Source organism: Methylobacter sp. (assembly GCF_030680395.1).
Taxonomy (GTDB): Bacteria; Pseudomonadota; Gammaproteobacteria; order Methylococcales; family Methylomonadaceae; genus Methylobacter_A.
This window is the reverse complement of record NZ_JAUXVR010000041.1, coordinates 78,242-103,262: the sequence shown is the minus strand read 5'-3', so window position 1 is coordinate 103,262 and position 25,021 is coordinate 78,242. Positions and strand designations below refer to the sequence as shown.

Below are 25,021 nucleotides of genomic sequence, written 5' to 3'. Positions count from 1 at the left end.
TAGACTCATTTGAGAAACTGTCACATCAAGTCCGGAGTTATTACAAATAAATGGCATTAAAACTCTTCCCAATCGTGATTATCAGCAAGTTGTAGTTTCTGTTTGACGGGTGAGTTTTTAGCCGTATTTGTCCCCGCCGCTGTTATTTCTCTTCGTGCGGGAAGCGCATAAAAAGAGCCGGCAGAACTACGTGAGTTGCCGTCTACTTTAAAGCTGCTCATTATGGCCGCCAAACCTTGCGCCTGCTCTTCCAACGATTCCGCTGCCGCTGCGGCTTGTTCTACCAGGGCCGCATTTTGTTGGGTTACGTTATCCATTTGAGCGATGGCTTGATTGACCTGTTCGATGCCGGAGCTTTGTTCTGCGGAGGCGGCGGTGATTTCGGCCATCATGTCGGTAACGCCGCGCACCGAGCTGACGATTTCTTCCATTGTCAGTCCCGCTTGGGCAACCAGCTTACTGCCGCCCGAGACTTTGTCGACCGAATCATGAATCAGGTCTTTAATTTCCCCTGCGGCCGTTGCGGCGCGTTGCGCAAGATTGCGCACTTCCACGGCGACCACGGCAAAGCCCCGGCCTTGATCTCCGGCACGGGCGGCTTCCACCGCAGCGTTGAGGGCAAGAATATTGGTCTGAAAAGCGATGTCGTCAATCACCGAGATAATTTCCCCGATTTTATGTGAAGACTGGTTGATGTCGTTCATGGTCGTAACCACTTGGCCGACCACTTCTACGCCTTTGCCCGCGATGTCGGACGCGTCAACGGCGAGCCGGTTGGCCTGTTGGGCGTTTGCGGCATTATGCTGTACGGCGGAGGTCAGTTCTTCCATGCTGGCGGCGGTTTGTTGCAGGCTGGCGGCTTGCTCCTCGGTGCGATGAGACAAGTCATTGTTGCCTGCGGCGATTTCTTTAGACGCGGTGTTAATGCTGTCGGAGGTGGTTTTGATCTGGTTAATAATCGCTTTAAGCTTTTCTACGGTTGTATTGGAGTCATCCTTGAGTTGTCCAAAGGTGCCGGAATAGTCGTTGGTAATCGTTTCGGTCAGATCGCCTCGGGACAGGGCTTCAAGTACGCGCACCACTTCGGTGAGACCGGATTCGCTGGTTTGCATCAGTTGGTTGATGCCGACGCTCAGTTCGCAGAAGAAACCTTCCTTGCCCTGTAAGTCGAAGCGTTGGGTAAAGTCGCCTTGCACGGCAGCATCCACTACGTTGGCGATTTCCTGCTCAATGCCGACTTCGGCCGTTCGATCTTTCCATTCCACCACCACCCCGAGTTTCTCGCCGCGTTCGTCATTGATGGGACTGGCAACCAGATAAAAAGTGCGTCCGGCAATAGTAATCTCGCTTCGTAAGGTCGAACTGAACTGCGCCAGCAATTCTTGCTGATGCGCCGGATTTTTGTGAAAAGAGTCGATGCTCGCCCCCAGCAGTTTGTCGAAGTCAAAATGCGGCATGGACTTGCGAATGTCGGTTTCGGCCAGTCGCAGCATGTTATGCACAGCCGGGTTCATGTAGATGATCGTGCGCTCATTATCGGCGATCATCACGTTTGCGCTGATGCTGTCCAGGGCCGTCTTGATGCGCAGGGCGTCGTTGGCTATTCGTCGATCCGCGGTTATGCGCGCAAGCAGTTGTTGCTGCATATTTTTCATGGTTGCCAGCAAACTGCCGTTATCGTTTGCTTTAATCGCTATGGCATTATCGAGTTTGCCGGTGGCGATATTTCTGGCTAAATCGGCAACATCGCCAGGTTCGCCGCCCAATTGACGAATAATGCCGCGACTGATTAATGCTGTTAGTGCTACGGCCGCGGCAACGCTGAAAGCGAAAATGCCGATCAGGATGATACCGTAACTGTGGATCGTGTTTCGAGCTTGCGTCTCATCCGTTGCATTGCGAGCCGTCGTAAGCTGCACCACGTTATCAATAGCGATGCGGTGTTGTTCATAGGCGTTGCGCATTTTTTGGAGACTGGTCAGTGCTGCGCTGCGGTCTCCTGTCTGAACGGCAGGCAGAAAATGATGGTCGGCTTCGGCATAAAAGTCTTGCGCCGCCCGGTAAGAGGCTTCAAGCAGGGGAGTACGCAGCTCCTGTTCCAAAGCTTGGCCTAACCAATAACTGTGGCGGGACTCGTATTCGGTTTTCAGTATTTTAAAACGCGTCGCTAAAGCGCTGATTTCAGCAGGTTCGGCGGCTTGGGTTAATTGCAGCGTTACCAGATAGGACTCGATGATGTATTCAGGCGGCGGCAGGACATCGGCAATAATATCTTTGCCCTGAACGATGCGCTGATAAAGGGGGCCATTAACATTAAGTGTGCTCATGGCTTTGAATGTTGCGAAACCGAACAGCGAAAAACCGATAACCAAGGTGCTCAAAATGATCGTAAAACGCATTTTGATCGTTAACAGACCGGAATTTTTCATCTTATTTAACATGATGCACGCCTATTTTTATTTATGATTGGGATTGTTACGTGCCGGCTATGCCGAATCTTCGGATGCACTGATGACCCAAGGCGACCACGCTAATATCAAGTAGCAGGATGTATTCGTCGCCCAACCCAAGCGATTAGAAGGGTCGCCAGAGAACTGGTTGACCGCTTCAATGAAGTAAAATGTTTAATGTGCTCATCCGTGCAGGATCAGCGTGAATATTGATTTGTAAATTAAGCGCTATTCTTCGGAGCCGTAACATTTGGGGTAGTCGATGCAGACCTCGCAAGAAGGTACGCGACACAGGTACAAGCCTTCCGCTTCGCAAAGCTGCTTGTATATGAACTTTTTCCATTTCATGTCCTTGTCGTTTTTTGCGGCCAATTCGGGAAAGTTGTATTGCAGCATGGCGCTCAGTTGAGAACGCGACCAGAGGCCTAAATCCTGCCATAAATGATCGCTGCCCAGACTGCCGGCTACGATAACGCCTATGATCCAGTCTATTTCGATAATATCGGGCTTGCTGAAATGCTTGAGCAGGTTAACCAGATCATCTTTTTCCAGCATTCGGCTAAAGTCCAGCTTGCTACCCGAGGGCGCATGGTCCGGAATGCTGCTGCCGGGAAAAAGACGGTTTTTTAGCTCATTAAACTGGCCGGACTCCAACCCCATCGTGTCGGGCAAAACGCCTTGCCCGGCACACCAACTGGCCGTCATGCAGGCCAGCCATTCATGATTAGGACTGATCATGGACTTGGGCTTTAGCCGGGCATAGATCTGCTCCCGGTCATCCTGGAGTTGGAGAACGGCAGACATGATTAATATTCGACCAGAATATCTTCATCCCTGACTATCATCTGGCAAGCCAAGCGCCAGGGTGACGGTATATCGTCGACAATCATTTGCTCCATTTCATCTTTGCTGATTTTGCCGCTAACGCGCAGCACTTCTTTTTCTTTTTCGGTTAAAGGGCCGCCCATGCGTTGGTGCTTTTGATCGACACTGCTGACTTTTACCAGGCAGGTGCCGCATTCGCCATCTTCGCATTCGTAATTGATCGGGATTTTGTTTTCCCGGGCCAGTTTCAGCAGTGTTTCGGTATGACTGCCGGCTACGGCGTAGACGGTTTTATCCCGGTATTCGGGATTTGAAAAAGTAACTAAAGCCATGATTTACCCCTTATGAGTGTGATGTGTTGTCGCATGTTTCCGCGTGGGAAATCATCGACGTTATTCTTATCTGCATTACCATGCGAAAGCGCCACCATCTATGTTAAGTTTTGTAGGAGTAGGCCATGCCCGCGATCAATGCATGACCATCCAGCAGTCGTTGCCGGAATGTCGCGGGCGCGGCCCACTCCTACGTAACGGCATTACGCAAAAGCATGGAAACGAGAAACATGTTTTTTAAACCGGCCGGACCTTAATGGTTCCGCCCAGCACTTGTGCCTGACAAGCCAGCCGGTTATGTTTACCGGCCATATTTTCGCGCAGGACTTTATCTTCAAGTACAGACGGCTCGGCCAGATTGTTCCAGCCTTCGGATACTTTCATAATGCAGGTGCCGCAATCGCCTTCGCGGCAGCCGTAAGTAATACCTGAACCGACCTTTTCGGAAATCTCGATCACCCGGGTGCCCGCAGGGGCCGAAACGGTGACATTAATATCTTCAAAGGTAATTGACGCTTTCGCCATTGCTACTCTCCTGATGTGTTAAAAAAATACTAAGCAAGATCGGCCATATCGATCACTTTGGGTTGTCTTAAACCCATCAGATCCTGTGCCATTTCAAGCCCGAATTCACGACAGATTTCGATTTCTTCTTCGGTCGGAATTAACTTAATGCGTATGCCCGGAATGGGCACACGCAATTTGAGACCGCGTAAGCGATCTTCAACCATTTTCACGCCTTCCCCGGTCCAGCCGTACGAGCCGAAAACACCGCCCAGTTTCGATTTGAGATTGATGACAGCCAGCGAGGACAATAAATCCCACACCGGTTTAACCGCATCGCCGTTAATGGTCGGCGTGCCGAACAGGATGCCGTCCGCACCTTCTATTAAATCGACAAACGGCGCTATTTCACTGCCTTCCAGATCGTATAGAGAGACGCGCACATGCTCCACCGCCATCGCGCCTTCATAAATGGCTTCGGCCATGCGCCGCGTGTTGCCGTAGGAACTGATATAAAAGATCAACAGGGTTTTTTCGCCTGCGCTGATTTCGCTTTCCAAAGCAGGTTTTGATAATTCCCGATAGCGCTGGACATAGCGTTGCGGCTGGTCGCGTAACAGCGGGCCATGCGCAGGCAGGATTTTATTGAGCGGCAGCAAAGGTTCAATCAGGACCAGCGCCCGATTTACATAGTCTTTAAACGGCCGCATGATGTGGGCGTAGTAATATTCAAACGAAAAGCGGAAATCGCCGACTTCATCGTTAAACAGCCGCGCATCGCAAAAATGGCAGCCGAACACATCGCCTGAAAACAGGGTTTTTTCTTCTATTAAATAAGTGCATTGCGTATCCGGCCAATGCAAATAAGGGGTATGAAAAAACGTTAAAGTGCGATCGCCCAGCGATACCTGATCACCGGTAAAGACCGGCGTAAAATCGAACGCATCCTGTTTTAGCAGTGCCTTGAGCATGGATTGCGCTTTCTGGGAAATGTAAAGTTGAGCTTGCGGTGCGCGGCGCATCAGCTCGGGCAATGCGCCGGTATGATCGGGCTCAAGATGATTCAGGACGATGACTTTAATCTCGTCATAACGCGCTACCGATTCCAAACGGGCAAAAAAATCATCGGCAAAATTTTCCTTGACGGTATCGATAATGGCAACGCCTTCGCTGCCTCTGACTACGTAAGCGTTGTAGCTGGTGCCGTTGGCGGTTTTTAAGATGATGTCAAAGGTGCGCAGCGACGGATCGAGCGCGCCTATCCAGTGAACGCGTTCGGATAGCGTGACGGCTTGCGGTACGCCATCAAGCGTTAAGACCGGAGGTTTACTCATGACCGCAGCTTGCTTGTACAAGCGGGCGAGGGCAGCTTTCTATATCCTGATGAGGCTGGATTTCTTTTAAGCCGATCCAGTTATCGACCGCGTACTGATCGAATCCGGCCATTACTCTATCGCCGACTTGCATTAAGGGGCGACGAATTAACAACGGATTTTTCACCATCAGCGCTAAGGCTTCATGCTCTGTCAGGTTGTCAGGTTCAATCTCGCCCTGTTTGATGGCCGGGGCGCTGTAATTAAACCAATTGCGTACCGCCAATTTACCGAAAAAAGTGCGCAAGCGCTCAGGCTGCCAGGCTTCAGTCAATAAATTCAGCGCCACAACTTCATGGCCCGCTGCGGCTAACAATTTCTTTTGCCGGGTATTGTTGATGCAACCGGGTTTTTCGTAGAAAGTGACAGTAGCCATCAGGATGTCCTCAATCAGTGGCCCTGCAACTCGGCCATTGCTTCCGCCATTCTTTCCGGCGGAATACCCGTTAAAGAGCCTGGTAAGTTAATGGGCTCGCCTAATGAATTCAATATCGCACCTTCAATAGGGCAAATACTGGCACATTGATAAACGGGGAAGTCGCCCTCGCATTCGGTGCATTTTTTGCTGTTAACCAAAAAATGCGGTTTAGCCTCATAAATGGCTTTACTTGGACAAACCGGTTCGCAAGCATAGCAATTAACGCAGGATTCAATAATTTTTACTGCCATGACAGGCTCCTAAAATACTATCGTGTGGGAATGTGAACCGTGGACTGCGGTAACAACATGCACATCGACTAGACAGATTAATTCACCACGAAGACACGAAGTTTTTAACTTAGTTTTTTCTTCGTGTACTTCGTGCCTTCGTGGTGATATGTTTTTAAGTTGATGCTTATGGGATTAAGTTATCCTACGCACTGGCCCTAACTGAATCTTTAGCCTCATCCAACTTGCCCGCAGCCGCCATCTCTTTGTAAACAGCCAGCACGGCTTCTTCGATGGGTTCCATTGCATGTTCGCCGTTCGGTGCAATTCCGGCCGCTTCAAGTTGCTCCCAAGGCTCATAACCGACTTTGGAACACAATACCGCTTCGCATCCTGCCAAAGCGCGGATAGTCAGCTGTAAAGTGGTTTCGCCGTCGCCGCAGGTGCTGTCGCCGCCGCAATATTGATCGGCTTTACGATGACTGATAAAGCGCACACCGTCCGGCGAGGCTTCATAAATCAGGAATTCTTTGGCATGACCAAAGTGCATGTTAATCACGCCTTGCCCACTGGTGGCTACGGCCATCAATACCGGGCGCGTAGTGAGCTTGGGTTCTTCTTTAAGTTGCTGTGCCTTTTGGGCTTTTTCCAGACGTTTACTGTCCATCTCAGCCTGTATAGCGACATGAATCACTTTGCGTTTTTCCATTGCCGCCTGATAGTCGATGTCCATCTCTTCAATCTTGTCCAGCGTAAACTCGTCGCCCCGATCTTCGCCCAACAAGCCCACCGCATCGGCGCGGCATTGACGGCAATGGCGCATCATATTCATATCGCCGGAACAGCTATCTTGCAGGTCTTGCAGTTCATCGGGGGTAGGGCCGCGTTGCCCCATCACGCCATAGAAAGTGCCATGTTCGGCTTCGGCAATCAGCGGCATCACGTTGTGCAAAAATGCGCCTTTGGATTTAACCACGCGACTTACTTCCGCCAAATGCTGATCGTTTATACCGGGAATCATCACCGAATTGACCTTAACCAAAATGCCTTTGGCAATCAGCATTTCCAAGCCTTTTTGCTGTTGTTGAATCAGGATTTTTGCGGCTTTTACGCCGGTAATGCGTTTATTGTTCCAGTAAATCCACGGATAAATCTTCGCGCCGATTTCAGGGTCAACGCAATTAATCGTGATAGTGACGTGATCGATATTGTGCTTGGATAATTCCTCTACCGAATCGGGCAGCGCAAGACCGTTCGTTGATACGCATAATTTGATGTCCGGCGCTTCTTCGCTTAAACGGCGGAACGTTTCAAACGTACGTTCGGGATTGGCTAACGGATCGCCGGGGCCGGCGATACCTAGAACGGTCATTTGCGGAATAGTAGCCGCCACCGCCATGGTTTTTTTAACCGCCTGATCCGGCGTCAGCACTTCGGAAACCACGCCGGGACGCGATTCATTACTGCAATCGTATTTACGGTTACAGTAATGGCACTGGATATTACAAGCCGGAGCAACAGCAACATGCATTCTGGCGAAGTAATGATGGGCATCTTCCGAATAACACGGATGATTCTGTACCTTCTCCCGTATCGAATCAGGCAATGAATCCATTTGATTGTCGGTTGTACCGCATGAACTGGCTGCACAGCCGCCTTTAGCCTCAGGGGCATCGTTTAATACTGGTAATTGCATCGCATTGACCTCGTAAGTTGTGTTTACTAGCTTACTAAAGCAAATGCACAGGCTATGCCAACGACGGTATTTTATTTGATGGCGTTGATTTATATGGTTATTGTTTTAGCTGGTAGGCAGTATTGTTGCAAACGCAACAGCCATATTTTTAGGTTTTGTTATGAATGGCACAATAGCTTGGGTGATGGAAAAATAACTGTAATTTTATGCCTTGTTGACAAACTACCAGCGCATTCATAATATGCTGGCAAGCTGCATTCACTTATAACAAGGAGCAAACATGAGCAACCTGTCTATACGCGGAATAGATCCCGATCTGGCAACAACCCTTAAACAACAAGCGCAAGCAAGCGGAAAGAGTGTTAATCAACTGGTGCTTGATGTATTGAAAGAGCATACAGGGCTGCATAAAAAAAAGCATTTCACTCAGGAATACCACGACTTGGATTTTCTTTTTGGAAAGTGGACGGATAGCGAATTTCAAAAAATTCAGGGCAAAATTGACAGTGAATCCCAAATTGACGATGAGCTTTGGCAATGAACGCTCTATTGATTGACACCAATATCTACTCTCATGCAATGCGGGGCGATACCGAAATAATCGAGACTCTTCGGCAAGTCGCCCATATTGGCATTACCGCAATCTCAATAGGCGAGCTGCTTTCCGGTTTTAAGGCGGGAATAAAAAAAATCAACCGACAGGAACTCAACCAGTTTCTTGATTCACCCAGAGTCGCGTTATACGGTATTGATGAACAGACAGCTGAGTATTACTGTTTGATTCTTGACCAATTAAAAAATAACGGAACGCCGATCCCTACCAATGACATCTGGATTGCTGCTGTCGCCTTTCAACAAGGCATGCCGGTTTATACAAAGGATCAGCACTTTACCAAGATTAAGGGATTGCTGTTTAGGTGATTCAGGAGAAAGTAAGTGGCCCACCCAATTTTGTTAGGCAACGAAAAGACGTTGTCGAACCTTAAAGGCTATCGTACATAATACGTGACCTTGTCGTAGGTAATATGTACGTTAATCAGCCGAGTAGGGCGGGCAGAAAAGAGTTGCCCACCGCTTACAACTCATCCTATCTGGCTGTACCACTGCCTTTTTTATCCTCGGTTTTCGAACCGTTGCCAGTGTTTTCAGAGTCATCCATACCGCTTTCGTCAGAATCTAAAGGGTCTACTTCATGCGGCACATTACCGTCGTGAATCAGATATTCACGATGTTGCTGATAGGAGCTTTTTAAAAAATAGTAGCGATCGCCATTGGTTGCTTCATCAACCACTTTTTCCGATGTCATTACGCCGGCACGATAATCCGTTGCATCCAGGACACTGGTACCCCCTGATGCGGCAGTACCTGCAAAACCGCCGAAGATGGAAACATAGGTTATAGGGTCCATAAAGACATCACCAATTAACCCTACGGTATCTCTGGGCGAACTGGGACCCATAAATGGCAGTACCAAATAAGGGCCGGACGGCACCCCCCAAAAGCCTAAGGTTTGACCAAAGTCTTCATTGTGTTTGGGTAGATCAATTTTGCTGGCCCAGTCAAAAATACCTCCGACCCCGGCAGTGGTATTGATAATAAATCGGCTGATGTCCATGCCACCTTGCAGCAATTTAAACTGCAAAATATCATTGATGGTGACACCTATGTCATTAACATTGCTGAAAAAATTAGTTACACTATCATCAACGGTGTCATTGGTAACGTTCAAATAGCCTACAGCAAGCGGCTTTAATACGTGTTTGTCGAAGCTATCGTTAAAAGACTGCGTGCTTTTATTCCATCCTTGCCAAGGATCGTCTTGGTCAGCCTCCTTAAGTGTAGTGGTGGCACAACCCGTTAGCGTCATGCCCGCTATGGTGAATGTTAATAATGTAAGTTTAGTAAAGGTGGTTTTTTGCCTATTCATGAGGGGTTCCTTGCGCTTTGGTAAAAGTTTTCCTGCTGAGAAAGCTTCTCCAACCAGTTTTAATGGTAACCAACAGGCTTAATTATAAAGCGTAAAATGGTCGCCAACCCACCGAGGAGTACCCTATTATGGTGATGAATCGGATTCAATACCAGCCAGGCTTATATTTCTGCAACGGTTTGGTACCGAGGCGCAATGCGAGGATGCGCCGGAACAGGCTCGCTGGCCTCAGGACTTACCCTGTCCCTGCGGTCAGGCGAAGCATTATCTACTTCATGTTGGAGCCCGCAAGACATTTCAATGCCAGGACTGTCGGTTGCAAGCCTCGCTGATTTCCGGCACTTTGTTTCAGAGCAATCATCTGGTGTTGACGGTTTGGTTCTTGGTGATCTACTCGATCAGCGAAGACAAAACCGGCTTGTCCGCATTGGCCCTGAAGCCCTTTAGCCCTGTAGGTTGGGCATGCTTTTTATGCCCAACATTTCGAAGCTTTAATATGGGAATGAATTTCGGGTTTACCCACCCCAGTGACGTCATCGGACATCGGAAAGTTGGGCAACAAAGAGCTGTTGTCCAGCCAACAAGACTATACAATCTCAATACAGCCTTTATTGTCGATAATTAAAGCTTGTTCAATGGCTTGCTTATTGTCTAGCAAGGTTTTGATAGTCGTCGTTTTCGAATGATTGCCCATCTTGAGCCTGACAATCTTGGGAGGTTGCCCATGAATCAGGCCCATTTCATAAAAATCTGCATCCTGAGTAGCGATGATGTAGTCGTTATCAATGGCATATTGGCGAATGACATTATCATTGACATGCTCCAGACCGATCAAAGTCACCTGAGTTGAACCGGGGTAGCTGTCTTGGATGAATGGTACGATTCGCCGCGATAGGTTTTCATCAAGCAATAGCTTCATAACGCTTTGATGATTACAGATTGCCGCTCCCTATCGGCGGCAAATTGCAGACAGGCGGTAATATCGTCATCCGTTAATTCCGGGAAGTCTTCGACAATTTCAGCACGGCTCATGCCATCGGCGAGCCAGGAAAGCACATCATAAACGGTAATCCGTAAACCTCTGATGCATGGCTTGCCGCTACGTTTGCCGGGTTCAATGGTAATCATGTTGTGATAATCAATGCTCATGGCTTTGTACTCACTTGGGGTTCGGTTGAATTACATTATATCCCGTTGATTAATAAATGGGATAACAACCCACCTCAAGCTACATCATAATACCAATCCAAAAGCTCTTCCCCTCCCCAGTTTTCCGCATCGCCGGGGATGTGTTCATCGGTTTGGTAGAGCGTCATTTGTCCGGGTTTGGGCGAGGTTACCAATAAGCTTTCCGCATAATCGACTGAACAGCCTTGTTTGCCGGTTTCATCTTTTAGCCATTCGGCTGCCATAACGATGGCTGCATGCCTGGTTTCACCAAAGCCGAAGACGGCATAATCGTGTTGCACATATAAAATAGTCATTGCGGCTCCAAACTCTTTAAATTTGCTTCATAGTAATATCCAAGGTCAAAATCCGGTAAGCGATTTGCCGGGGCGTCATATTCAGCAGGCGGGCGGCTTTGGCTTGTACCCAGCCGCTTTGCTCCAACGCGGCAATGACCCGTTCCCGGTCGTCCATGTTTTCATCATTAAAATCAATCGCGGGTGCTTTTTGCGGTTTATGACTGATAGCCGTGCCGATTTCGTCTTCAAGACCGGTGCTGACCATCACGTCGCGATCGATGATGCCGTTTTGACTCATAATCGCGGCGCGCTCCAGCCGGTTTGCCAGTTCGCGGACGTTGCCGGGCCAGTTGTGCTTCATTAATATGCGTATCGCGCTTTCCTTGATTTCCAAGGGTCGGCCGCCTTGCTGTTGCGAGATTCTGCCGAGCAGGAATTCGGATAACTCCGGAATGTCCTCGGTCCTGTCGCGTAATGCGGGCATGAAGACCGGCATGACATTAAGGCGATAATACAAATCTTCCCTGAACGCGCCTTCCGTCACTTCTTCTTCAAGATTGCGATTGGTTGCTGCAATGATGCGGACATTAACCTTGATGGTTTGGGTGCCGCCGACCCGTTCAAATTCACCTTCCTGCAATACGCGCAGCAGTTTGGCCTGGAACGACGCGGAAATTTCACCGATTTCATCGAGAAACAGGGTGCCGTTATCGGCCAGTTCAAAACGGCCTTTGCGTTGGCTGACCGCGCCGCTGAACGCGCCTTTTTCGTGGCCGAATAATTCGGATTCCAATAAGGTATCGGGCAGGGCGGCGCAATTGAGCTTTAAAAAAGGTCCGCTGGCGCAGCCCGAGTTAAAGTGAATTGCATTGGCGACGACTTCTTTACCGGTGCCCGATTCGCCGCGGATTAATACCGTGGTATTCCATTTTGCAACCTGGCGGATTAAATCGAACACTTTTAACATCGGCGGCGAGTGGCCGATGATGTTCTCGAAGCTGTAGTTCTTGATCAGCGCTTGTTTGAGTTGATCGCGTTCGCTGAGCAAATGACGCTGTTTGCGTTCGATGACCCGCAGCATTTTGACGCTTTGCGCGATCAGGTTGGCAATCATCTCCATAAAGCGGGCGCGCTCGCCCAGAAACAGGCTGTTATCCGGTTGGGCGGCCAGCACGCCGATGGTGTCGCCTTCTTCTATGTAGATGGGCGAGCCGATAAACGGCAGTTCGGGATCGTACAAACCCAGGCGGCCTAAAAAACGCGGTTCTTCAGACACTTTTTCAATGACGATGGTGCTGCCTTCGTCCAGTATGGCTCCCATCAAGCCTTCGCCCGGATTGTACCTGACCGGCTCGGTAAATTTACCTGCGCCGTTGGTGTGGACGACGCTGACAATCATGCTGTTACTTTCAATTTCCCGCAGCGTTATCATGCCGGAGCGCATGCCCGACCGTTTGTGCAGTATCTCCAAAACCGCCTGTAATTTGGCGTGCAAATCGTGGGTGCTGTTTAATACCTGACTGATGATATACAAAGTATCAAGTTCAGCTTCGATCAGTTGTATACGCTCAGCCATTCTCCACCCCCTTAAATACCTGTCTGTGCAGAGGAAAACTGATTTTGAACCGGCATCCTTGATCGTAATCCGGATCTATTTCAATAAAGCCCTGATGCTGGTTGACAATCTCCTTTGCCATCACCAGTCCCATACCGGCCTGGTTGCCGCCCATGGCGCGCGTGGTATAGAAAGGTTCGAATACTTTGGCGCGTTTTTCAACCGGAATGCCTGCGCCGCTGTCTTCAATGCTGACATAAATCAAATCGGCATCGGTATCGGTAGTGATCTTAAGCCGTTGTTCCGCACTATTCGACTCGCAGATGGCTTCAATCGCATTGTCTATTAATTGCTTGAATAAGATGCGCAGGCGGTTTTCGGAGCCCAGCATGGTCGGCAATTTTGACAAGGGTTGCCAATGGACCTCTATGTCGTTACTACAGATTCGTTGGTTATTGAGTAACAGCACTTCATGCAGAATCTGATTAATGTTAACCGGAATAACGGCTGTTTGCAGAATCTCGGGAATGCATTTTTGCATGGTCGCGACCGCTTCTTCCCCGGACTGCTGAATCTGCTGCAGGATTTGCAACAGACCGGCGTGTTGATCGTCGCGCTTGTGTTTTAAAATTTGCTCGGCTGCCCTGATTTGATTCATCGGCATTTGAATTTGGTGCATCGCACCCAGCAAGGTTTCCCTGATGCCGCGCACCCGTTCATCTTCAGCCATAATGGTTTTTAAGGTCTGAATATGCAGCTCTTCCATTTGCCTGCGTTGCCGGGTGATGTCTGTTAAGGTCAGTATCAGGTACTGTTTGGATGCATTCTCAAAAAAGGCGTCGGCATTGACTTCATTTTCGATAAACCAGTTTCCGGCGCACGAAAACCAACGGGTTCTCTGGCTGCCCTTGCTTTCTACTTTAAACTCACGGTTATTAAAGCCCTGTTCCCTGCTTTGCAACTGCGACCATAAATCGCCCATTTCCTCCCGCAGCAAGCGTAAAAAGTAAGTTGCAGGCTCGCCTTTATCAAGATCGCTGACCAGTGCTTTATAGTTATGGTTATCTAAAATAACCCTGTCCTGATCGTCAAGTACAACCATGGCGATAGGCGATGAATTAATGACCGACTCGATCAAGAGTTTTTGGTTGATGACCTTTTTTTCGGATTCGTACGCTTGGGTAATATCCCGATGCATGCCGATGTAATGAGTGATGGCCCCGGTTTCATTTAACATCGGGGCAATGGTCAAATCAGAGAGATAACGCTGGCCGGATTTATGCCGGTTACATAAGGTGCCGCGCCATATTTTCTTGCTGCTGATGGTGCGCCATAAATCGTGGTACACCTCTTTAGGGGTATGTTTGTCCGATAATAACGATTCGTTTTCGCCCAGAATATCTTCAGGCCGGTAACCGGTGACTCTGCAAAATTCTTGATTAACATAAAGAATTTTGGCTTTTTTATCGGTAATGGAAATGGCTATCGGCACCTGTTCAACCGTTTCGGCAAACAAGCTGTACAGCATCTTGTCGCCATAACCTTCACCGAATAAATCAGGTGCAAGTTCTCCGATGACGTTCGCCATGTTGGTATGCGTCTGTAAAAATCGCAATGAAGTTTTTTTCATGTGTTATGGCCGGAGGTGAGAGTGCTTTAAGGTAGCTTTATAAAATTACCTAGCAAATATAAAGCCAACATTAATACAAGTGTCTTGCTGATAACTCAATCTGTCATGCTCCAACCTTGTTTGTAATGCAAGACTACGAAGTAAGCGGGTTAATGGATCATAAGACATTGTAAGGTTTACGACAAAATATTTTTATCGATGTCGGTATGTATTACTTGTAACAGTTTTTATGCACTGATTTGGGAGGTTTTGCGCAGAGAGCTAGGGCGACAAACTTGCTGTGTCGGCACAATTATCGAATTGGCATAATTGATGCTTTGATCTGATAAACAGAATAGCCCTTAAAACAGCCTGGAAAAAACAGTGAGTGAATATCTTCTACTTTTATTAGGCACGGCTCTGGTCAACAACGTGGTTCTGGTTAAATTTCTCGGGCTGTGTCCGTTTATGGGGGTTTCCAAAAAACTGGATTCGGCATTGAGCATGGGTTTGGCAACCACCTTTGTATTGACCTTAGCTGCGATGACCAGCTGGATGCTGGAACATTTTATTTTAGCGCCTTTTAATATCCAGTTTTTACGCATACTCGCCTTTATCCTGGTGATTGCCGCTGTGGTGCAGTTCACCGAAATGGTGGTGCATAAAACCAGTCCGGTGCTGTATCAGATACTGGGTATTTTCCTGCCGCTGATTACTACCAATTGCGCGGTCTTGGGCGTGGCGCTGTTAAATGTGCAAGAGCAATACGGCTTTATGCAAAGCATGATTTTCGGTTTCGGTTCTGCGCTCGGCTTTACGCTGGTGATGGTGCTTTTTGCGGGCTTGCGGGAACGCTTGGCGTTAATGGCGGTTCCTCCGTTGTTTGCAGGCACGCCGATTGCGTTTATTACCGCCGGTATCTTATCGCTGGCATTTATGGGTTTTGCAGGACTCTACAGTAAATAATTTACAGGAAATAAACTATGTATGTTTTATCCGCCATTGTAAGTTTAACCTTATTAGGGCTGTTTCTGGGCTTGCTGCTGGGTATTGCCGCCCGATATTTAAAAGTTGAAAGCAGCCCGGTTGTCGATGAACTGGAAGCTTTATTGCCCGGTTCGCAATGCGGTCAATGCGGCTTTCCGGGTTGCAGACCTGCCGCCGAAGCATTGGCCGAGGGCAATGCGTCTGCAACGATGTGTCCTCCGGGCGGTAGCGCCCTGGCTGAACAAATCGCCGCTTTATTGGGCTTGGATCTCGATTTAAGCGACGTAAAAGAACCCGAACTACTGGTTGCCAGAGTCAGTGAAGCCACCTGCACCGGTTGTACCCGCTGTTTTAAAGTCTGTCCTACCGACGCTATTGTCGGTGCGCCCAAGCAAATTCACGCGGTCGTTGCCGATGCCTGCATCGCCTGCAAAAAATGTGTCGAAGTCTGTCCGACCGAATGCCTGCAAATGCACCCGATCGAAGTGACTTTGCGTAACTGGCGCTGGGCCAAACCTCTGAATGTTTCCGTACAACCGATGGGAACAGGGAGTAATGCCGTATGTTAAGTCTTTTTAAAAAACCGCGTTTTCGTGGCGGCGTCCATGCAGAGGAGCATAAAACCGCGACCGCTGCATTGCCCATCGCAAGCAACTTTCCGTTACCGAAAAAATTGTATATTCCACTGCAACAGCACGTCGGCAAACCCGCAGAGCCGGTGATTAAAGTCGGTGAAAAAGTGCTGAAAGGGCAGTTGTTAGCCTACAGTCAGGGCCTGATTTCCGCACCGGTACATGCACCGAGTTCGGGCATTATTGTCGATGTTAACGATTATCCCGCACCGCATCCGTCCGCATTGCCCATTCGCACTATCGTGCTGGAAACCGATGGCAAAGATGAATGGCTCGAAACGCAGGTTATTGATGACCCGTTCCAGCTAAATCCTGAAGAAATCAGTTTTCGTGTCGGTGCGGCGGGCATTGTCGGTTTGGGCGGCGCAACCTTCCCGACCGCGGTCAAGCTCAATATGGGCCGTGAAAACCGTGTCGATACGCTGATTATCAACGGCTCGGAATGCGAGCCTTATTTGTGCTGCGATGACAGGCTGATGCAGGAGCGCGCCGAGCAGATCATCGACGGTGTGCGCTTGATGTTGCACGGCATGGAAACTGAAAACGCGGTAGTGGCGATCGAAGACAACAAACCGCTTGCCTTTGTTGCGATGCGAGCCGCAGCCGAACCCTATGCGCAGGTTAACGTCATACAAATTCCTACCCGCTACCCGATGGGTTGGGACCGGCAATTAATCCGCTATGTAACCGGTAAAGAAGTCCCGGTCGGCTGTCGGTCATCTGAAATCGGCGTGACCATTCATAATGTCGGCACTGCTTATGCCGTCCATAAAGCCATTCGCTATGGGCAGCCTTTGCTTAGCCGTATTGTCACCGTAGCGGGCGGCGCGGTGAAACGCCCGATGAATGTCGAAGTGCCTTTCGGTACTTTAATCTCCGAACTGTTCAGTTTTTGCGAAGTAAGTTCGGATGAAACCGCTCGCATCATTATGGGCGGCCCGATGATGGGTGATTCCTTGCCGCATGTCGCTTTGCCTACCGTTAAAGCCACCAGCGGCATTTTGGCCTTAACCCAAAGCGAACTCAAAAACACCGATGAGCAACCCTGTATCCGTTGCGCCAGTTGTGTCAGCGTTTGTCCTGCGGGACTCCGGCCTTTGGATATGGCGAACAACATCCGCATTAATCAGTTGGATGCGGCGGTGGATTTAGGCTTGAAAGACTGCATCAGTTGCGGTTGCTGCTCCTATATCTGCCCGTCCAATATTCCGCTTGTCCAGTATTTTAAATATGCCTCGGGTGAAGTGATGGCCAGACAGCAAGCGCAGCATAAATCCGAGCAAACCAAACGTTTGATTGATGCGCGTAATGACCGCATGGAACGCATAGCCCGGCAACAACGCGAAGAAGAATTGGCCCGGCTAGCGGCTAAAGCGGAGCGGGAACGGTTAAAAGCCGAACAAGAGGCATTGGTATGATGTTACATATGAAGCCGAGCAGCGGCGCGCATGTCGGCGCTAACAGCAGCGTCAGCCGTATCATGGGGCAAGTCATGCTGGCAATATCGCCGGCGACTGCGTTCGGGCTGTTGTGTTTCGGTTGGCCCGCGTTGAATCTGTTTATTATCACCGTGCTATCAGCGGTTGTTTTTGAAGTCTTATGTCTGCGGCTCAAGGGCAGGGTAGCTAAACCGGTCATTATGGACGGCTCCGCCGTACTGACCGGCTGGCTGCTGGCCATGACGCTACCGCCTTGGGCGCCGTGGTGGATAGGCGTAGTCGGTTCCGGGCTGGCGATTATTTTGGGCAAACACGTTTATGGCGGTTTGGGGCAGAACCTGTTCAATCCTGCGATGTTGGCACGGGTTGCATTGCTGATTTCTTTTCCTATCGAAATGACGACGTGGGCGAATGTGTCGCCGTTGTTTTTTTCACAGTCGCCGGGCTTTATCGAAAGTTGGCATATTACTTTTTCCGGATTGGACACTATCGATGCCAGCACCGGGGCGACGACATTGGGATTTATCAAAACCGAATTTTCCCAGAACCGTTTACTGAGCGACATTCTTAAAGACACCTCCGGTTTTCTTAACTTTATCGGAGGGACGCGGGGCAGTTTGGGTGAGACATCAACGTTGTTGCTGGGCTTGGGCGGCTTGTGGTTAATTCGCCAGAACATCATTCAATGGCAGATTCCGGTGTCCTTATTGCTGACAGTTGCGCTGTTAGCCGGTGTTTTTCATGTCATGGACAGCGAGCATTATATTAGTCCAATGCTGCATTTGAATTCAGGCGCGATGATGTGCGTGGCTTTCTTCATCGCTACCGACTATGTCACCTCGCCGAATACGCCGACAGGGCAGCTGCTGTTCGGTGCGGGCTGCGGACTGCTGATTTTCGTTATCCGTACCTGGGGCGCGTATCCCGAGGGAGCGGGTTTTGCGGTGCTGTTGATGAACTCGGCGACGCCGCTGATCGATCATTATATTCGGCCACGAATTTATGGACGCGACCGTAAAGGCAAGCCGCTTGAAATACCGAAATCGTAAATATCGTAGGCCGGAATAAGCCGGTTGCAGCGTTAGCGAAAACCGGTGTTTCCTGCATAGCAGTGCGCATGTCTGCCGGAAACGCTTATTCTCGCTAACGCTCGAAAAGCCTTATTCCGGCCTTGTAAGATAGGTTTGATGAGCTCGTTCCCACGCGTTGCGTGGGAATGCATTGCAGGACGCGCTGCGTCCTGTAATTGGAAAGTTTATGTTTGACGCATTGTCGGCACTCACCGTTCGCGGCGCAGCGCGCCTTGACTGCATTCCCACGCAGCGCGTGGGAACGAGACAAAATATAGGAATACACCATGAAACTTGACCCAGCCACCATCGAACGCTTAAAACAAAAAATCGCCGTTTACCGGGAATTCCTGAGAAACTGGTTGGAACCGTCGAATTTGGCGCAACTTAGACCCAAACTGGAATTTCAAACCGGCGTATTAGCGGGATTCGCTTTGATTGCCAGTGTGTTGCTGGGCGTTACCAATTGCAGTACCGAAGGCACTATTCAGCGGCGGCTCGATGAAGATTTAAAAAAATCGTTGGAAGAGGTCGTACCTCCCGCTCTTTACGATAATGACATGCTGCTGGATACGGTAAGCATTCCGTCTGCCGAATACAATATCGGCGCGAACGAAACCACGGTTTATATCGCCCTTAAGTCCGGCCAAGTCACCGCCGTGTGCTTTAAATTCACCGCGCCCGACGGCTATTCCGGCGCCATCAATATGATTATGGGCATAGACCGCGACGGCAATATCCTGGGCGTGCGCGTGCTGAGCCACAAAGAAACCCCCGGCCTTGGCGATAAAATCGAAGTCGCCAAGTCGGATTGGATATTGAACTTTGTCGGTCGCTCTCTGGACAATTTAGCCCCTGCAAAATGGGCGGTTAAAAAAGATGGCGGTGAATTCGACCAATTCGCCGGTGCGACCATTACCCCGCGTAAGTCGGTACAAGCCATTTATCGCGGTTTGCAGTTATTCAAAGCGCATCAGGAACAACTGATTAATCCTTGAGGGCATCGCCATGTTTTTATCGGAAACCTATCGTAAAATCGCCGCCGACGGCATTTGGAACAATAACATCGTGTTCGGCCAAAACCTGGCGCTTTGCCCGTTATTGGCGGTAACCGGAACAGCCACCAACGGCTTGGGCATGGGCCTCGCCACACTGGTGGTTATCATCGCGTCCAACGGCCTCATTTCAGTAACCCGACATTTAATCCCCAGCGAAATCCGTATCCCGATTTTCGTGCTGTTGATTGCCGCGCTGGTGACCTTGGTTGATATTTTAATGAACGCCTGGGCGCACGAACTCTATAAAGTGCTGGGTTTGTTCATTGCGTTAATCGTTACCAACTGCGCCTTGCTGGGCCGTGCCGAAGCCTTTGCCTCCAAGCAGCCGGTAAAACATGCGCTGTGGGACGGCTTGATGATGGGCCTGGGTTTCCTCCTCGTCCTGGTCGCGCTCGGTGCGGCAAGAGAAATCAGCGCGTCGGGCACATTATTCGCCAATGCGTCAGTGTTGCTGGGCGAGTCGTTCAGGTTTCTGGAAGTCACCGTTATTCCCAACTACAAAGGCTTTTTATTGATGGCGCTGCCGCCCGGCGGATTCATCATGCTGGCTTTTTTGATTGTCGGTAAACGCCTGATAGACCAAAAAATCGCCGAAAGAAAAGTATCGATAACCGTATTAACGCCAGTTATTGCTGAGGAGGAATCATGAACGTCGGAGTTTGCTACGCAGAAGTCGATAGACAACTATGGATGCGGCTGGAAGTGCCGGATAACAGTACCATAGAAGAAACCATTAACCTGTCCGGTGTATTAAAACTTTATCCCGAGATAAACCTGTCCAGTCAAAAAGTGGGCATATTCGGCAAAATTGCCCCGCTGGATGCCGCGGTAAAGGATGGGGACAGGGTGGAAATTTATCGTCAAATCACTGTCGATCCGCAGACGGTGCAACGGCGAAGACGCTAGGCAACGGCCATGTATATATGCGTTTGTAAAGCGGTCACCGACTCGCAGATTTTAACCGCAATTGAAAATGGCGTGTGTACGCGAAAAAAACTCACCCATTGTTTTGGAATAGGAAAAGATTGCGGAAAATGCAATAAAGAAATCAGCGCTTTGCTTGAACAAAATCAACCATTACCCTCTGCAACAAACCAACCCATAACGATTATATAAAGGGAAACCACCATGAAAGGCGACACAAAAGTTATCGAGTTCCTCAATAAAGCACTGGAAAATGAACTGACAGCGATCAATCAGTATTTTCTCCATGCCAGGATGTACAAAAACTGGGGCTTTCAAAAACTTAACGAAAAGGAATATCACGAGTCCATTGATGAAATGAAACATGCCGATCAAATTATCGAGCGGATTCTTTTTCTTGAAGGTCTGCCTAACGTGCAAAATATCGGTAAAGTGATGATCGGCGAGAACCCAAAGGAAATGCTCGGTTGCGATTTAAAACTTGAGCAAATTGCCGTGCCTTTGCTCAGAGAAGCGATTGCTTATTGCGAGAAAGTGAGCGATTTTGTTTCGCGCGAAATTTTTGCCCATATTCTGGAGTCCGAAGAAGAGCATATCGACTGGCTGGAAACGCAGCTTGAATTGATTGAAAAAGTGGGTTTGGAAAATTATTTGCAATCGCAAATGTAAAAGTTATCTTTAAAAAATTCCATAGTTGTATTAGTTGTAAGGCAGTTCTGCGCTACGTCCCCACGGATGGGGAGGTAGAATCGTGTCTGGAACAGCAATCCAGAGCAACGCAGGGCAGAAAAATGCTCCTGCATTTTCTGCATTCAGTACATCCATGTAACTTAGCAGTTGCCGAGCAAACCGCCATTTGATTAGCGCAAATCCGTCTTACAACTTTAATAATTTCTATCCCCATTTTGACAAGCCGATTAAGCGCCTTTCGGTCCCGCAAACCACCAAATTATCAGACCAACAACAGGCAGCAGTAAAATCAAAAGCACCCATAAAACTTGCGATCCAGTTGTAGCGCCACTTTTTACGGTGCTAATAATGGCCCAGATGTCCAGAACAAGCACGATAAAACCAAGAAAACCGCCGACTTCAATATCCATACGTCCTCCTAACAGGTCTGTGTTTAATAGATAAACTATTTTGTCTCATTAGCTTCGACTGTACGCTTAAAAACAGATGAGTTCTGTACGGTAACGCTCATTGCTCAGCTTGCATCATTTTTTAAGCATTCTTTAATTGATTTTTAACAAAGTATTAACAACGTCAGCGGAAATGATTAAAGCATTTCTTCGAGTGCCATCAACCGCTTTGACCGACAGCCCTGATCTGTAAAAATATTGTAATAGTCGTGTAGGCGGGGCACCAAAGGTAGGCGCTGTAGGCGATAGCTTTTCGTTGCTCAACATTTCTATTTAGTGCGTTTATTATTGGTAAATACTTGGGTGTCGCTATCGACGAAAATTACGATCAGCGTATGATATTGATTTTTGCCTTCGTCCACTTTTTATTGCAATGGTGAACCTTATGAATTCAAAAAAAATAAGCCTGACAGAGTCCGAATTGTCCAAAGCCTGCAACTACATTGCCAAACAGTTTGCAGCGCATAGCTGGTGGCCATCCGAACAGCCGGGCGAAGCAAAGCGCGAATTTGATTTAATGAAAGGCAGCGCAACCGCCTTGAATGTATGGTGCGAGCGATGGCTGGATGCGGGACAATGTAAAAAAATGGAAAGAGAGATTCGATCCTAGTCGGGTAGGTCGTCAGACAGCAGCTTCATCGGTTGGGTTAGGCGCGTCTTTTGCGCCGTAACCCAACAACATCGCGCGGCAAATGTCGTGCGAGACTTTCTTCTCACCCTACACTACATCGTCCAAATGCCCATAAGCCGGTAACGTTTCCAGCCGATTATCTTCCAGCGGCTTACCCACCGTAAAATGATAAAGACTTTGAAACTTATCGTCCTTAATACCCAAAATTTCATGCACGCTGTCATCAAAATAACAGCCGATGCCGGTGCCGCGAATACCCGCCGCTTCGGCTTCCAGATACAGTACTTGGCCTATCAAACCGCATTCCCAGAATAAACGGCGGTAAAGCCACGGCGCTGCTTCGATTGTTTCGCCAAATTCCGCTATCATTCCCAGGCTGAAGGCGCTGTCGCTGGCGATAGGTTGATGGCAGGACAGCGTTTTGGCAACCTGCCTGCAATCTCCTGAATACAAATGATAAAGCGGTATTGCGTCGGATACTTTCTGCCAGTCGAAATCAGCTAGGGTTGCGGCCTGCAAGGGTTCAAGGGCATCGTTATGTCTCGGCAGCGCATAGATACCGGGGGCTAAACCTTCAACGCGATGCACAAAAATAAACAGGTGGATTTTCGGCGGCCAGCGCCAGTGTTCGAATGCGGCTGTGGTCGGCAAGACGGCGGCCAGCATCCGGTAAAAATCGGTCTGCTGTATCGGCGGCATTTTACCGTCAAACTGTTGCGCGCTGCGGCGTTGGCGGATGATTTGGGTTGCCGTTTTTGTGCAGGATGATTCTATAAGTTGCTGCCTGTTAGCTTGCCAATCAGGTTCTTCCGTTTGCGGTTTGCTTGCGGCAGTTGAGACTTCATCAATAATCGGCCATTGATACATATGATAGGCACGGAGGCTGTCGGCTTTACCGAACCAAGCTCCTGATTGTGCCGCTTCCAGCAGAAGCTTGATGTCTAATGGCATAGTGTCGTGCTGCGTATTAATCCGGCAAATAATATCGGGGGATTCATGTTCCTGTTTTTTAAAATCATCCCGATCGAGTCCCAATAGCTTGGCGATGTTGTCATCCGAGCATTCAGCCTGTAATTCAACCGACCAACCCAATGTCGCCGCGGCGTATCGCAATGCGGCCAAGGCATGGCCCAAGTCATGTTGGCAGTAACGGAAAGCTCTTTCGCCGTATTTCCAGGCTTCGCGCCAATGGACTGAAGATAGGCCGATCAATAGGCCGGAATCGGGCAATATGCCTGCAAACCGACAACGCTGCTCAAGGCTGTGATCATGGCTGACATAGTGGTAAACGCCTGATTTGATAAAGCTATCGCCGATGCTGATCAGATAAGCTTCAGTCGGGTGCAGGTTGCCGCTGGAAGGATTGCAGCGCAATGCCCAGCGGCTGAGGCCGTATTGTTTCCATGCCGACAGGCCGAAAGCTAATTCCAGCAATAAACCGGCATTCGTCAGGTTTAACGGTTGGGCGGATATTGTTTCCGGGTTATCCAGGTCGGCGAACAACGGTTCGAGTTCGGTTCCGGGTCTGGGTAGCGTGATAATTTCGCAACCGGAAAAATACCGGAATTGATCGGGTTGGTCTTCCCAGTCGATTGATGCCGGCGCTTTGGCGTAGCGCTCCAGGCTGTGTTTGGTGCGGTTGTGGTAGGTTAGGACGGTTTCGGTTTGTTTGTTCATATGGATTAAGTCCAAGGAGAAAAGCACTTGTTTTGAAAGGCATTAGTCTTCATATAACGCGTCATCCCGGCAGGGGCTCACATCAGGCAGGATAGCCTGACGTGAGCCCCTGCCGGGATGACGGTGTTTTTCTTTAAATTGAAGTGTATAGACACATGCCCATCCAGCTTATTGAATTTTCTTCGTGTCCTTCGTGGCGAAAGCTTTTATCTATTGTCAATTAATCCGCTTAGGTTCCATAGTCAAATCTTCAACCCAGCAGCCGATCGGATTGCCGAGATTCATGTCTCTATCTTCAAAGCGTACCAGAAAAACACTGCGATCCGGCTCTTCTTCGACATGTCCGATCAGCGTAATGACTCCACGAGTTCCGGCTTCGGCTAATACCTCGCCTTCGGTGCCATCAGGTATTGAACCATCATCGGTAATCGTCTTGGCGGCATAAACGACATCACCTAACTCTAAATCTTCTACGTTCATTTCGTATCCCCTTTCATTTTGTAGCAAACCTTACATTGTCAGCTGGTTGTGTGAGTGAAACCTGTGTGATAACACGTTATTTATTGTGCGGCTGTTTTATTAAAACCTTATTAAACAATCTATTAATAAATAAATAACGAAATGGCATACAGGTTGCTTTAGTTATTAACAAGAACGATGCCAACCATTCAGGAGACTTTAGATGATTACATTAACAGAAAAGGCCATTAGCGCCGTCGGCCGTTTTATTGCCGGATCGGAAACGCCGACAGCAGGTTTACGGATAGAAGTTACCGATGGCGGTTGTTCAGGTTATCAATATGGATTGAAGCTCGAAGGTAGCCAAACGCCGGAAGACACTGTTATTGATTGCGGCGAGGTGAAGGTGTTTATCGATCCGGTCAGTATGCCGATGCTCGACGGCATGTCCATCGACTTTCTCGACAGTATTGAAGGATCGGGATTCAAGTTTACCAACCCTAACGCGGCTAAAAGTTGCGCTTGCGGTACTTCGTTTAACACCAGTGCCGAAGGCGCAGGAACTAAGACCTGCTCATAACTAATAAAACCGTAGGATGGGCAGAGGCATAGCCGAAACC

General features: G+C 49.0%; 30 protein-coding genes and 1 pseudogene. 14 read left to right on the top strand and 17 right to left on the bottom strand.

Going from position 1 to position 25,021, the window contains the following annotated elements:
• Positions 1 to 56: 56 nt before the first annotated feature.
• The 8 genes from Q8L79_RS16330 to nifB all read right to left on the bottom strand — a co-directional run bounded on the left by Q8L79_RS16330 (position 57) and on the right by nifB (position 7,828).
• Complete coding sequence (locus tag Q8L79_RS16330) at positions 57 to 2,441, bottom strand: methyl-accepting chemotaxis protein (protein ID WP_305273422.1); 2,385 nt, start codon at positions 2,439 to 2,441, stop codon at positions 57 to 59.
• A 237-nt stretch (positions 2,442 to 2,678) separates the two neighbouring features.
• Complete coding sequence (locus tag Q8L79_RS16325) at positions 2,679 to 3,254, bottom strand: nitrogen fixation protein NifQ (protein ID WP_305273420.1); 576 nt, start codon at positions 3,252 to 3,254, stop codon at positions 2,679 to 2,681.
• Between the two features lie 2 nt (positions 3,255 to 3,256).
• Complete coding sequence (locus tag Q8L79_RS16320; protein WP_300484183.1) at positions 3,257 to 3,607, bottom strand: 2Fe-2S iron-sulfur cluster binding domain-containing protein; 351 nt, start codon at positions 3,605 to 3,607, stop codon at positions 3,257 to 3,259.
• A 237-nt stretch (positions 3,608 to 3,844) separates the two neighbouring features.
• Complete coding sequence (locus Q8L79_RS16315) at positions 3,845 to 4,132, bottom strand: 2Fe-2S iron-sulfur cluster binding domain-containing protein (protein ID WP_305273415.1); 288 nt, start codon at positions 4,130 to 4,132, stop codon at positions 3,845 to 3,847.
• Between the two features lie 29 nt (positions 4,133 to 4,161).
• Positions 4,162 to 5,445 carry an FprA family A-type flavoprotein gene (locus tag Q8L79_RS16310; protein ID WP_305273413.1) on the bottom strand — a complete coding sequence of 428 codons (1,284 nt, stop codon included), beginning with the start codon at positions 5,443 to 5,445 and terminating at the stop codon, positions 4,162 to 4,164.
• The gene (locus tag Q8L79_RS16305; RefSeq protein ID WP_305273410.1) at positions 5,438 to 5,860 is read right to left on the bottom strand and encodes an ArsC/Spx/MgsR family protein; all 423 of its coding nucleotides are present in this window, start codon (positions 5,858 to 5,860) and stop codon (positions 5,438 to 5,440) included. Before Q8L79_RS16305 ends, Q8L79_RS16310 begins: the two co-directional genes overlap by 8 nt.
• A gap of 14 nt (positions 5,861 to 5,874) precedes the next feature.
• The gene (locus Q8L79_RS16300) at positions 5,875 to 6,153 is read right to left on the bottom strand and encodes a 4Fe-4S dicluster domain-containing protein (RefSeq protein WP_006892577.1); all 279 of its coding nucleotides are present in this window, start codon (positions 6,151 to 6,153) and stop codon (positions 5,875 to 5,877) included.
• A 184-nt stretch (positions 6,154 to 6,337) separates the two neighbouring features.
• Positions 6,338 to 7,828, bottom strand: coding sequence for a nitrogenase cofactor biosynthesis protein NifB (gene nifB / locus Q8L79_RS16295; RefSeq protein ID WP_305273407.1), 1,491 nt, complete (start codon positions 7,826 to 7,828; stop codon positions 6,338 to 6,340).
• A 280-nt stretch (positions 7,829 to 8,108) separates the two neighbouring features.
• Between nifB and Q8L79_RS16290 the strand changes: the two genes are divergently transcribed.
• Both Q8L79_RS16290 and Q8L79_RS16285 read left to right on the top strand, forming a co-directional pair.
• Positions 8,109 to 8,369 (top strand): hypothetical protein, encoded by a 261-nt coding sequence (locus tag Q8L79_RS16290; RefSeq protein ID WP_305273404.1) that lies wholly within the window; start codon positions 8,109 to 8,111, stop codon positions 8,367 to 8,369.
• Complete coding sequence (locus Q8L79_RS16285) at positions 8,366 to 8,749, top strand: type II toxin-antitoxin system VapC family toxin (RefSeq protein ID WP_305273401.1); 384 nt, start codon at positions 8,366 to 8,368, stop codon at positions 8,747 to 8,749. The genes Q8L79_RS16290 and Q8L79_RS16285 overlap by 4 nt, the downstream gene beginning before the upstream one ends.
• 166 nt (positions 8,750 to 8,915) lie before the next feature.
• On the opposite strand, the gene Q8L79_RS16280 is transcribed toward Q8L79_RS16285, so the two are convergent.
• Positions 8,916 to 9,755 (bottom strand): VacJ family lipoprotein, encoded by an 840-nt coding sequence (locus tag Q8L79_RS16280; RefSeq protein ID WP_305273399.1) that lies wholly within the window; start codon positions 9,753 to 9,755, stop codon positions 8,916 to 8,918.
• 128 nt (positions 9,756 to 9,883) lie between these two features.
• Here Q8L79_RS16280 and Q8L79_RS16275 point away from each other — a divergent pair.
• Positions 9,884 to 10,194, top strand: a pseudogene (locus Q8L79_RS16275) (transposase); the annotation flags it as partial.
• A gap of 147 nt (positions 10,195 to 10,341) precedes the next feature.
• Here Q8L79_RS16275 and Q8L79_RS16270 read toward each other — a convergent pair.
• From Q8L79_RS16270 to nifL, 5 genes are all read right to left on the bottom strand, one after another.
• Complete coding sequence (locus Q8L79_RS16270; protein WP_305273397.1) at positions 10,342 to 10,674, bottom strand: DUF5615 family PIN-like protein; 333 nt, start codon at positions 10,672 to 10,674, stop codon at positions 10,342 to 10,344.
• The gene (locus tag Q8L79_RS16265; RefSeq protein WP_305273395.1) at positions 10,671 to 10,904 is read right to left on the bottom strand and encodes a DUF433 domain-containing protein; all 234 of its coding nucleotides are present in this window, start codon (positions 10,902 to 10,904) and stop codon (positions 10,671 to 10,673) included. The genes Q8L79_RS16270 and Q8L79_RS16265 overlap by 4 nt, the downstream gene beginning before the upstream one ends.
• Before the next feature lie 74 nt (positions 10,905 to 10,978).
• On the bottom strand, positions 10,979 to 11,239 hold the full coding sequence (locus Q8L79_RS16260) for a hypothetical protein (protein WP_305273393.1): 261 nt from the start codon (positions 11,237 to 11,239) through the stop codon (positions 10,979 to 10,981).
• 16 nt (positions 11,240 to 11,255) lie between these two features.
• Positions 11,256 to 12,797 (bottom strand): nif-specific transcriptional activator NifA, encoded by a 1,542-nt coding sequence (gene nifA, locus Q8L79_RS16255; RefSeq protein ID WP_305273390.1) that lies wholly within the window; start codon positions 12,795 to 12,797, stop codon positions 11,256 to 11,258.
• Entirely contained in the window at positions 12,790 to 14,406 is a 1,617-nt protein-coding gene (gene nifL / locus Q8L79_RS16250) for a nitrogen fixation negative regulator NifL (RefSeq protein WP_305273388.1), read from the bottom strand. The genes nifA and nifL overlap by 8 nt, the downstream gene beginning before the upstream one ends.
• A gap of 363 nt (positions 14,407 to 14,769) precedes the next feature.
• Here nifL and rsxA point away from each other — a divergent pair, with 363 nt between their 5' ends.
• From rsxA to bfr, 9 genes are all read left to right on the top strand, one after another.
• Entirely contained in the window at positions 14,770 to 15,351 is a 582-nt protein-coding gene (gene rsxA / locus Q8L79_RS16245; RefSeq protein ID WP_305273386.1) for an electron transport complex subunit RsxA, read from the top strand.
• Positions 15,352 to 15,368: 17 nt separating this feature from the next.
• A complete protein-coding gene (gene rsxB, locus Q8L79_RS16240; RefSeq protein ID WP_305273383.1) occupies positions 15,369 to 15,941 on the top strand; it encodes an electron transport complex subunit RsxB in 573 nt (190 codons plus the stop codon).
• Positions 15,935 to 17,422, top strand: a complete 1,488-nt coding sequence (gene rsxC / locus Q8L79_RS16235; RefSeq protein WP_305273381.1) for an electron transport complex subunit RsxC — start codon at positions 15,935 to 15,937, stop codon at positions 17,420 to 17,422. Before rsxB ends, rsxC begins: the two co-directional genes overlap by 7 nt.
• Positions 17,419 to 18,492: an RnfABCDGE type electron transport complex subunit D gene (locus Q8L79_RS16230; RefSeq protein ID WP_305273378.1), complete on the top strand. Its 1,074-nt coding sequence runs from the start codon at positions 17,419 to 17,421 to the stop codon at positions 18,490 to 18,492. Before rsxC ends, Q8L79_RS16230 begins: the two co-directional genes overlap by 4 nt.
• A gap of 308 nt (positions 18,493 to 18,800) precedes the next feature.
• Complete coding sequence (gene rsxG, locus Q8L79_RS16225) at positions 18,801 to 19,511, top strand: electron transport complex subunit RsxG (protein ID WP_305273376.1); 711 nt, start codon at positions 18,801 to 18,803, stop codon at positions 19,509 to 19,511.
• Positions 19,512 to 19,521: 10 nt separating this feature from the next.
• On the top strand, positions 19,522 to 20,220 hold the full coding sequence (locus Q8L79_RS16220; RefSeq protein WP_305273373.1) for an electron transport complex subunit E: 699 nt from the start codon (positions 19,522 to 19,524) through the stop codon (positions 20,218 to 20,220).
• Positions 20,217 to 20,477, top strand: coding sequence for an RnfH family protein (locus Q8L79_RS16215; protein WP_305273370.1), 261 nt, complete (start codon positions 20,217 to 20,219; stop codon positions 20,475 to 20,477). The genes Q8L79_RS16220 and Q8L79_RS16215 overlap by 4 nt, the downstream gene beginning before the upstream one ends.
• 9 nt (positions 20,478 to 20,486) lie before the next feature.
• Positions 20,487 to 20,687, top strand: a complete 201-nt coding sequence (locus tag Q8L79_RS16210) for a bacterioferritin-associated ferredoxin (protein WP_305273367.1) — start codon at positions 20,487 to 20,489, stop codon at positions 20,685 to 20,687.
• Positions 20,688 to 20,699: 12 nt separating this feature from the next.
• Entirely contained in the window at positions 20,700 to 21,164 is a 465-nt protein-coding gene (gene bfr / locus Q8L79_RS16205; protein ID WP_305273365.1) for a bacterioferritin, read from the top strand.
• Between the two features lie 248 nt (positions 21,165 to 21,412).
• Here the strand turns inward: bfr and Q8L79_RS16200 are convergent, their stop codons facing one another.
• A complete protein-coding gene (locus Q8L79_RS16200) occupies positions 21,413 to 21,595 on the bottom strand; it encodes a PLDc N-terminal domain-containing protein (protein ID WP_305273362.1) in 183 nt (60 codons plus the stop codon).
• 424 nt (positions 21,596 to 22,019) lie between these two features.
• Between Q8L79_RS16200 and Q8L79_RS16195 the strand changes: the two genes are divergently transcribed.
• Complete coding sequence (locus Q8L79_RS16195; protein ID WP_305273359.1) at positions 22,020 to 22,244, top strand: hypothetical protein; 225 nt, start codon at positions 22,020 to 22,022, stop codon at positions 22,242 to 22,244.
• Between the two features lie 108 nt (positions 22,245 to 22,352).
• Here Q8L79_RS16195 and Q8L79_RS16190 read toward each other — a convergent pair whose 3' ends face one another.
• Positions 22,353 to 23,942, bottom strand: coding sequence for a SagB/ThcOx family dehydrogenase (locus Q8L79_RS16190; RefSeq protein ID WP_305273356.1), 1,590 nt, complete (start codon positions 23,940 to 23,942; stop codon positions 22,353 to 22,355).
• A gap of 216 nt (positions 23,943 to 24,158) precedes the next feature.
• Positions 24,159 to 24,422 carry a nitrogen fixation protein NifZ gene (locus Q8L79_RS16185; RefSeq protein WP_305273354.1) on the bottom strand — a complete coding sequence of 88 codons (264 nt, stop codon included), beginning with the start codon at positions 24,420 to 24,422 and terminating at the stop codon, positions 24,159 to 24,161.
• Positions 24,423 to 24,624: 202 nt separating this feature from the next.
• On the opposite strand from Q8L79_RS16185, the gene Q8L79_RS16180 reads away from it, so the two are divergent.
• The gene (locus tag Q8L79_RS16180; protein WP_305273351.1) at positions 24,625 to 24,981 is read left to right on the top strand and encodes an iron-sulfur cluster assembly accessory protein; all 357 of its coding nucleotides are present in this window, start codon (positions 24,625 to 24,627) and stop codon (positions 24,979 to 24,981) included.
• Positions 24,982 to 25,021 lie beyond the last annotated feature (40 nt).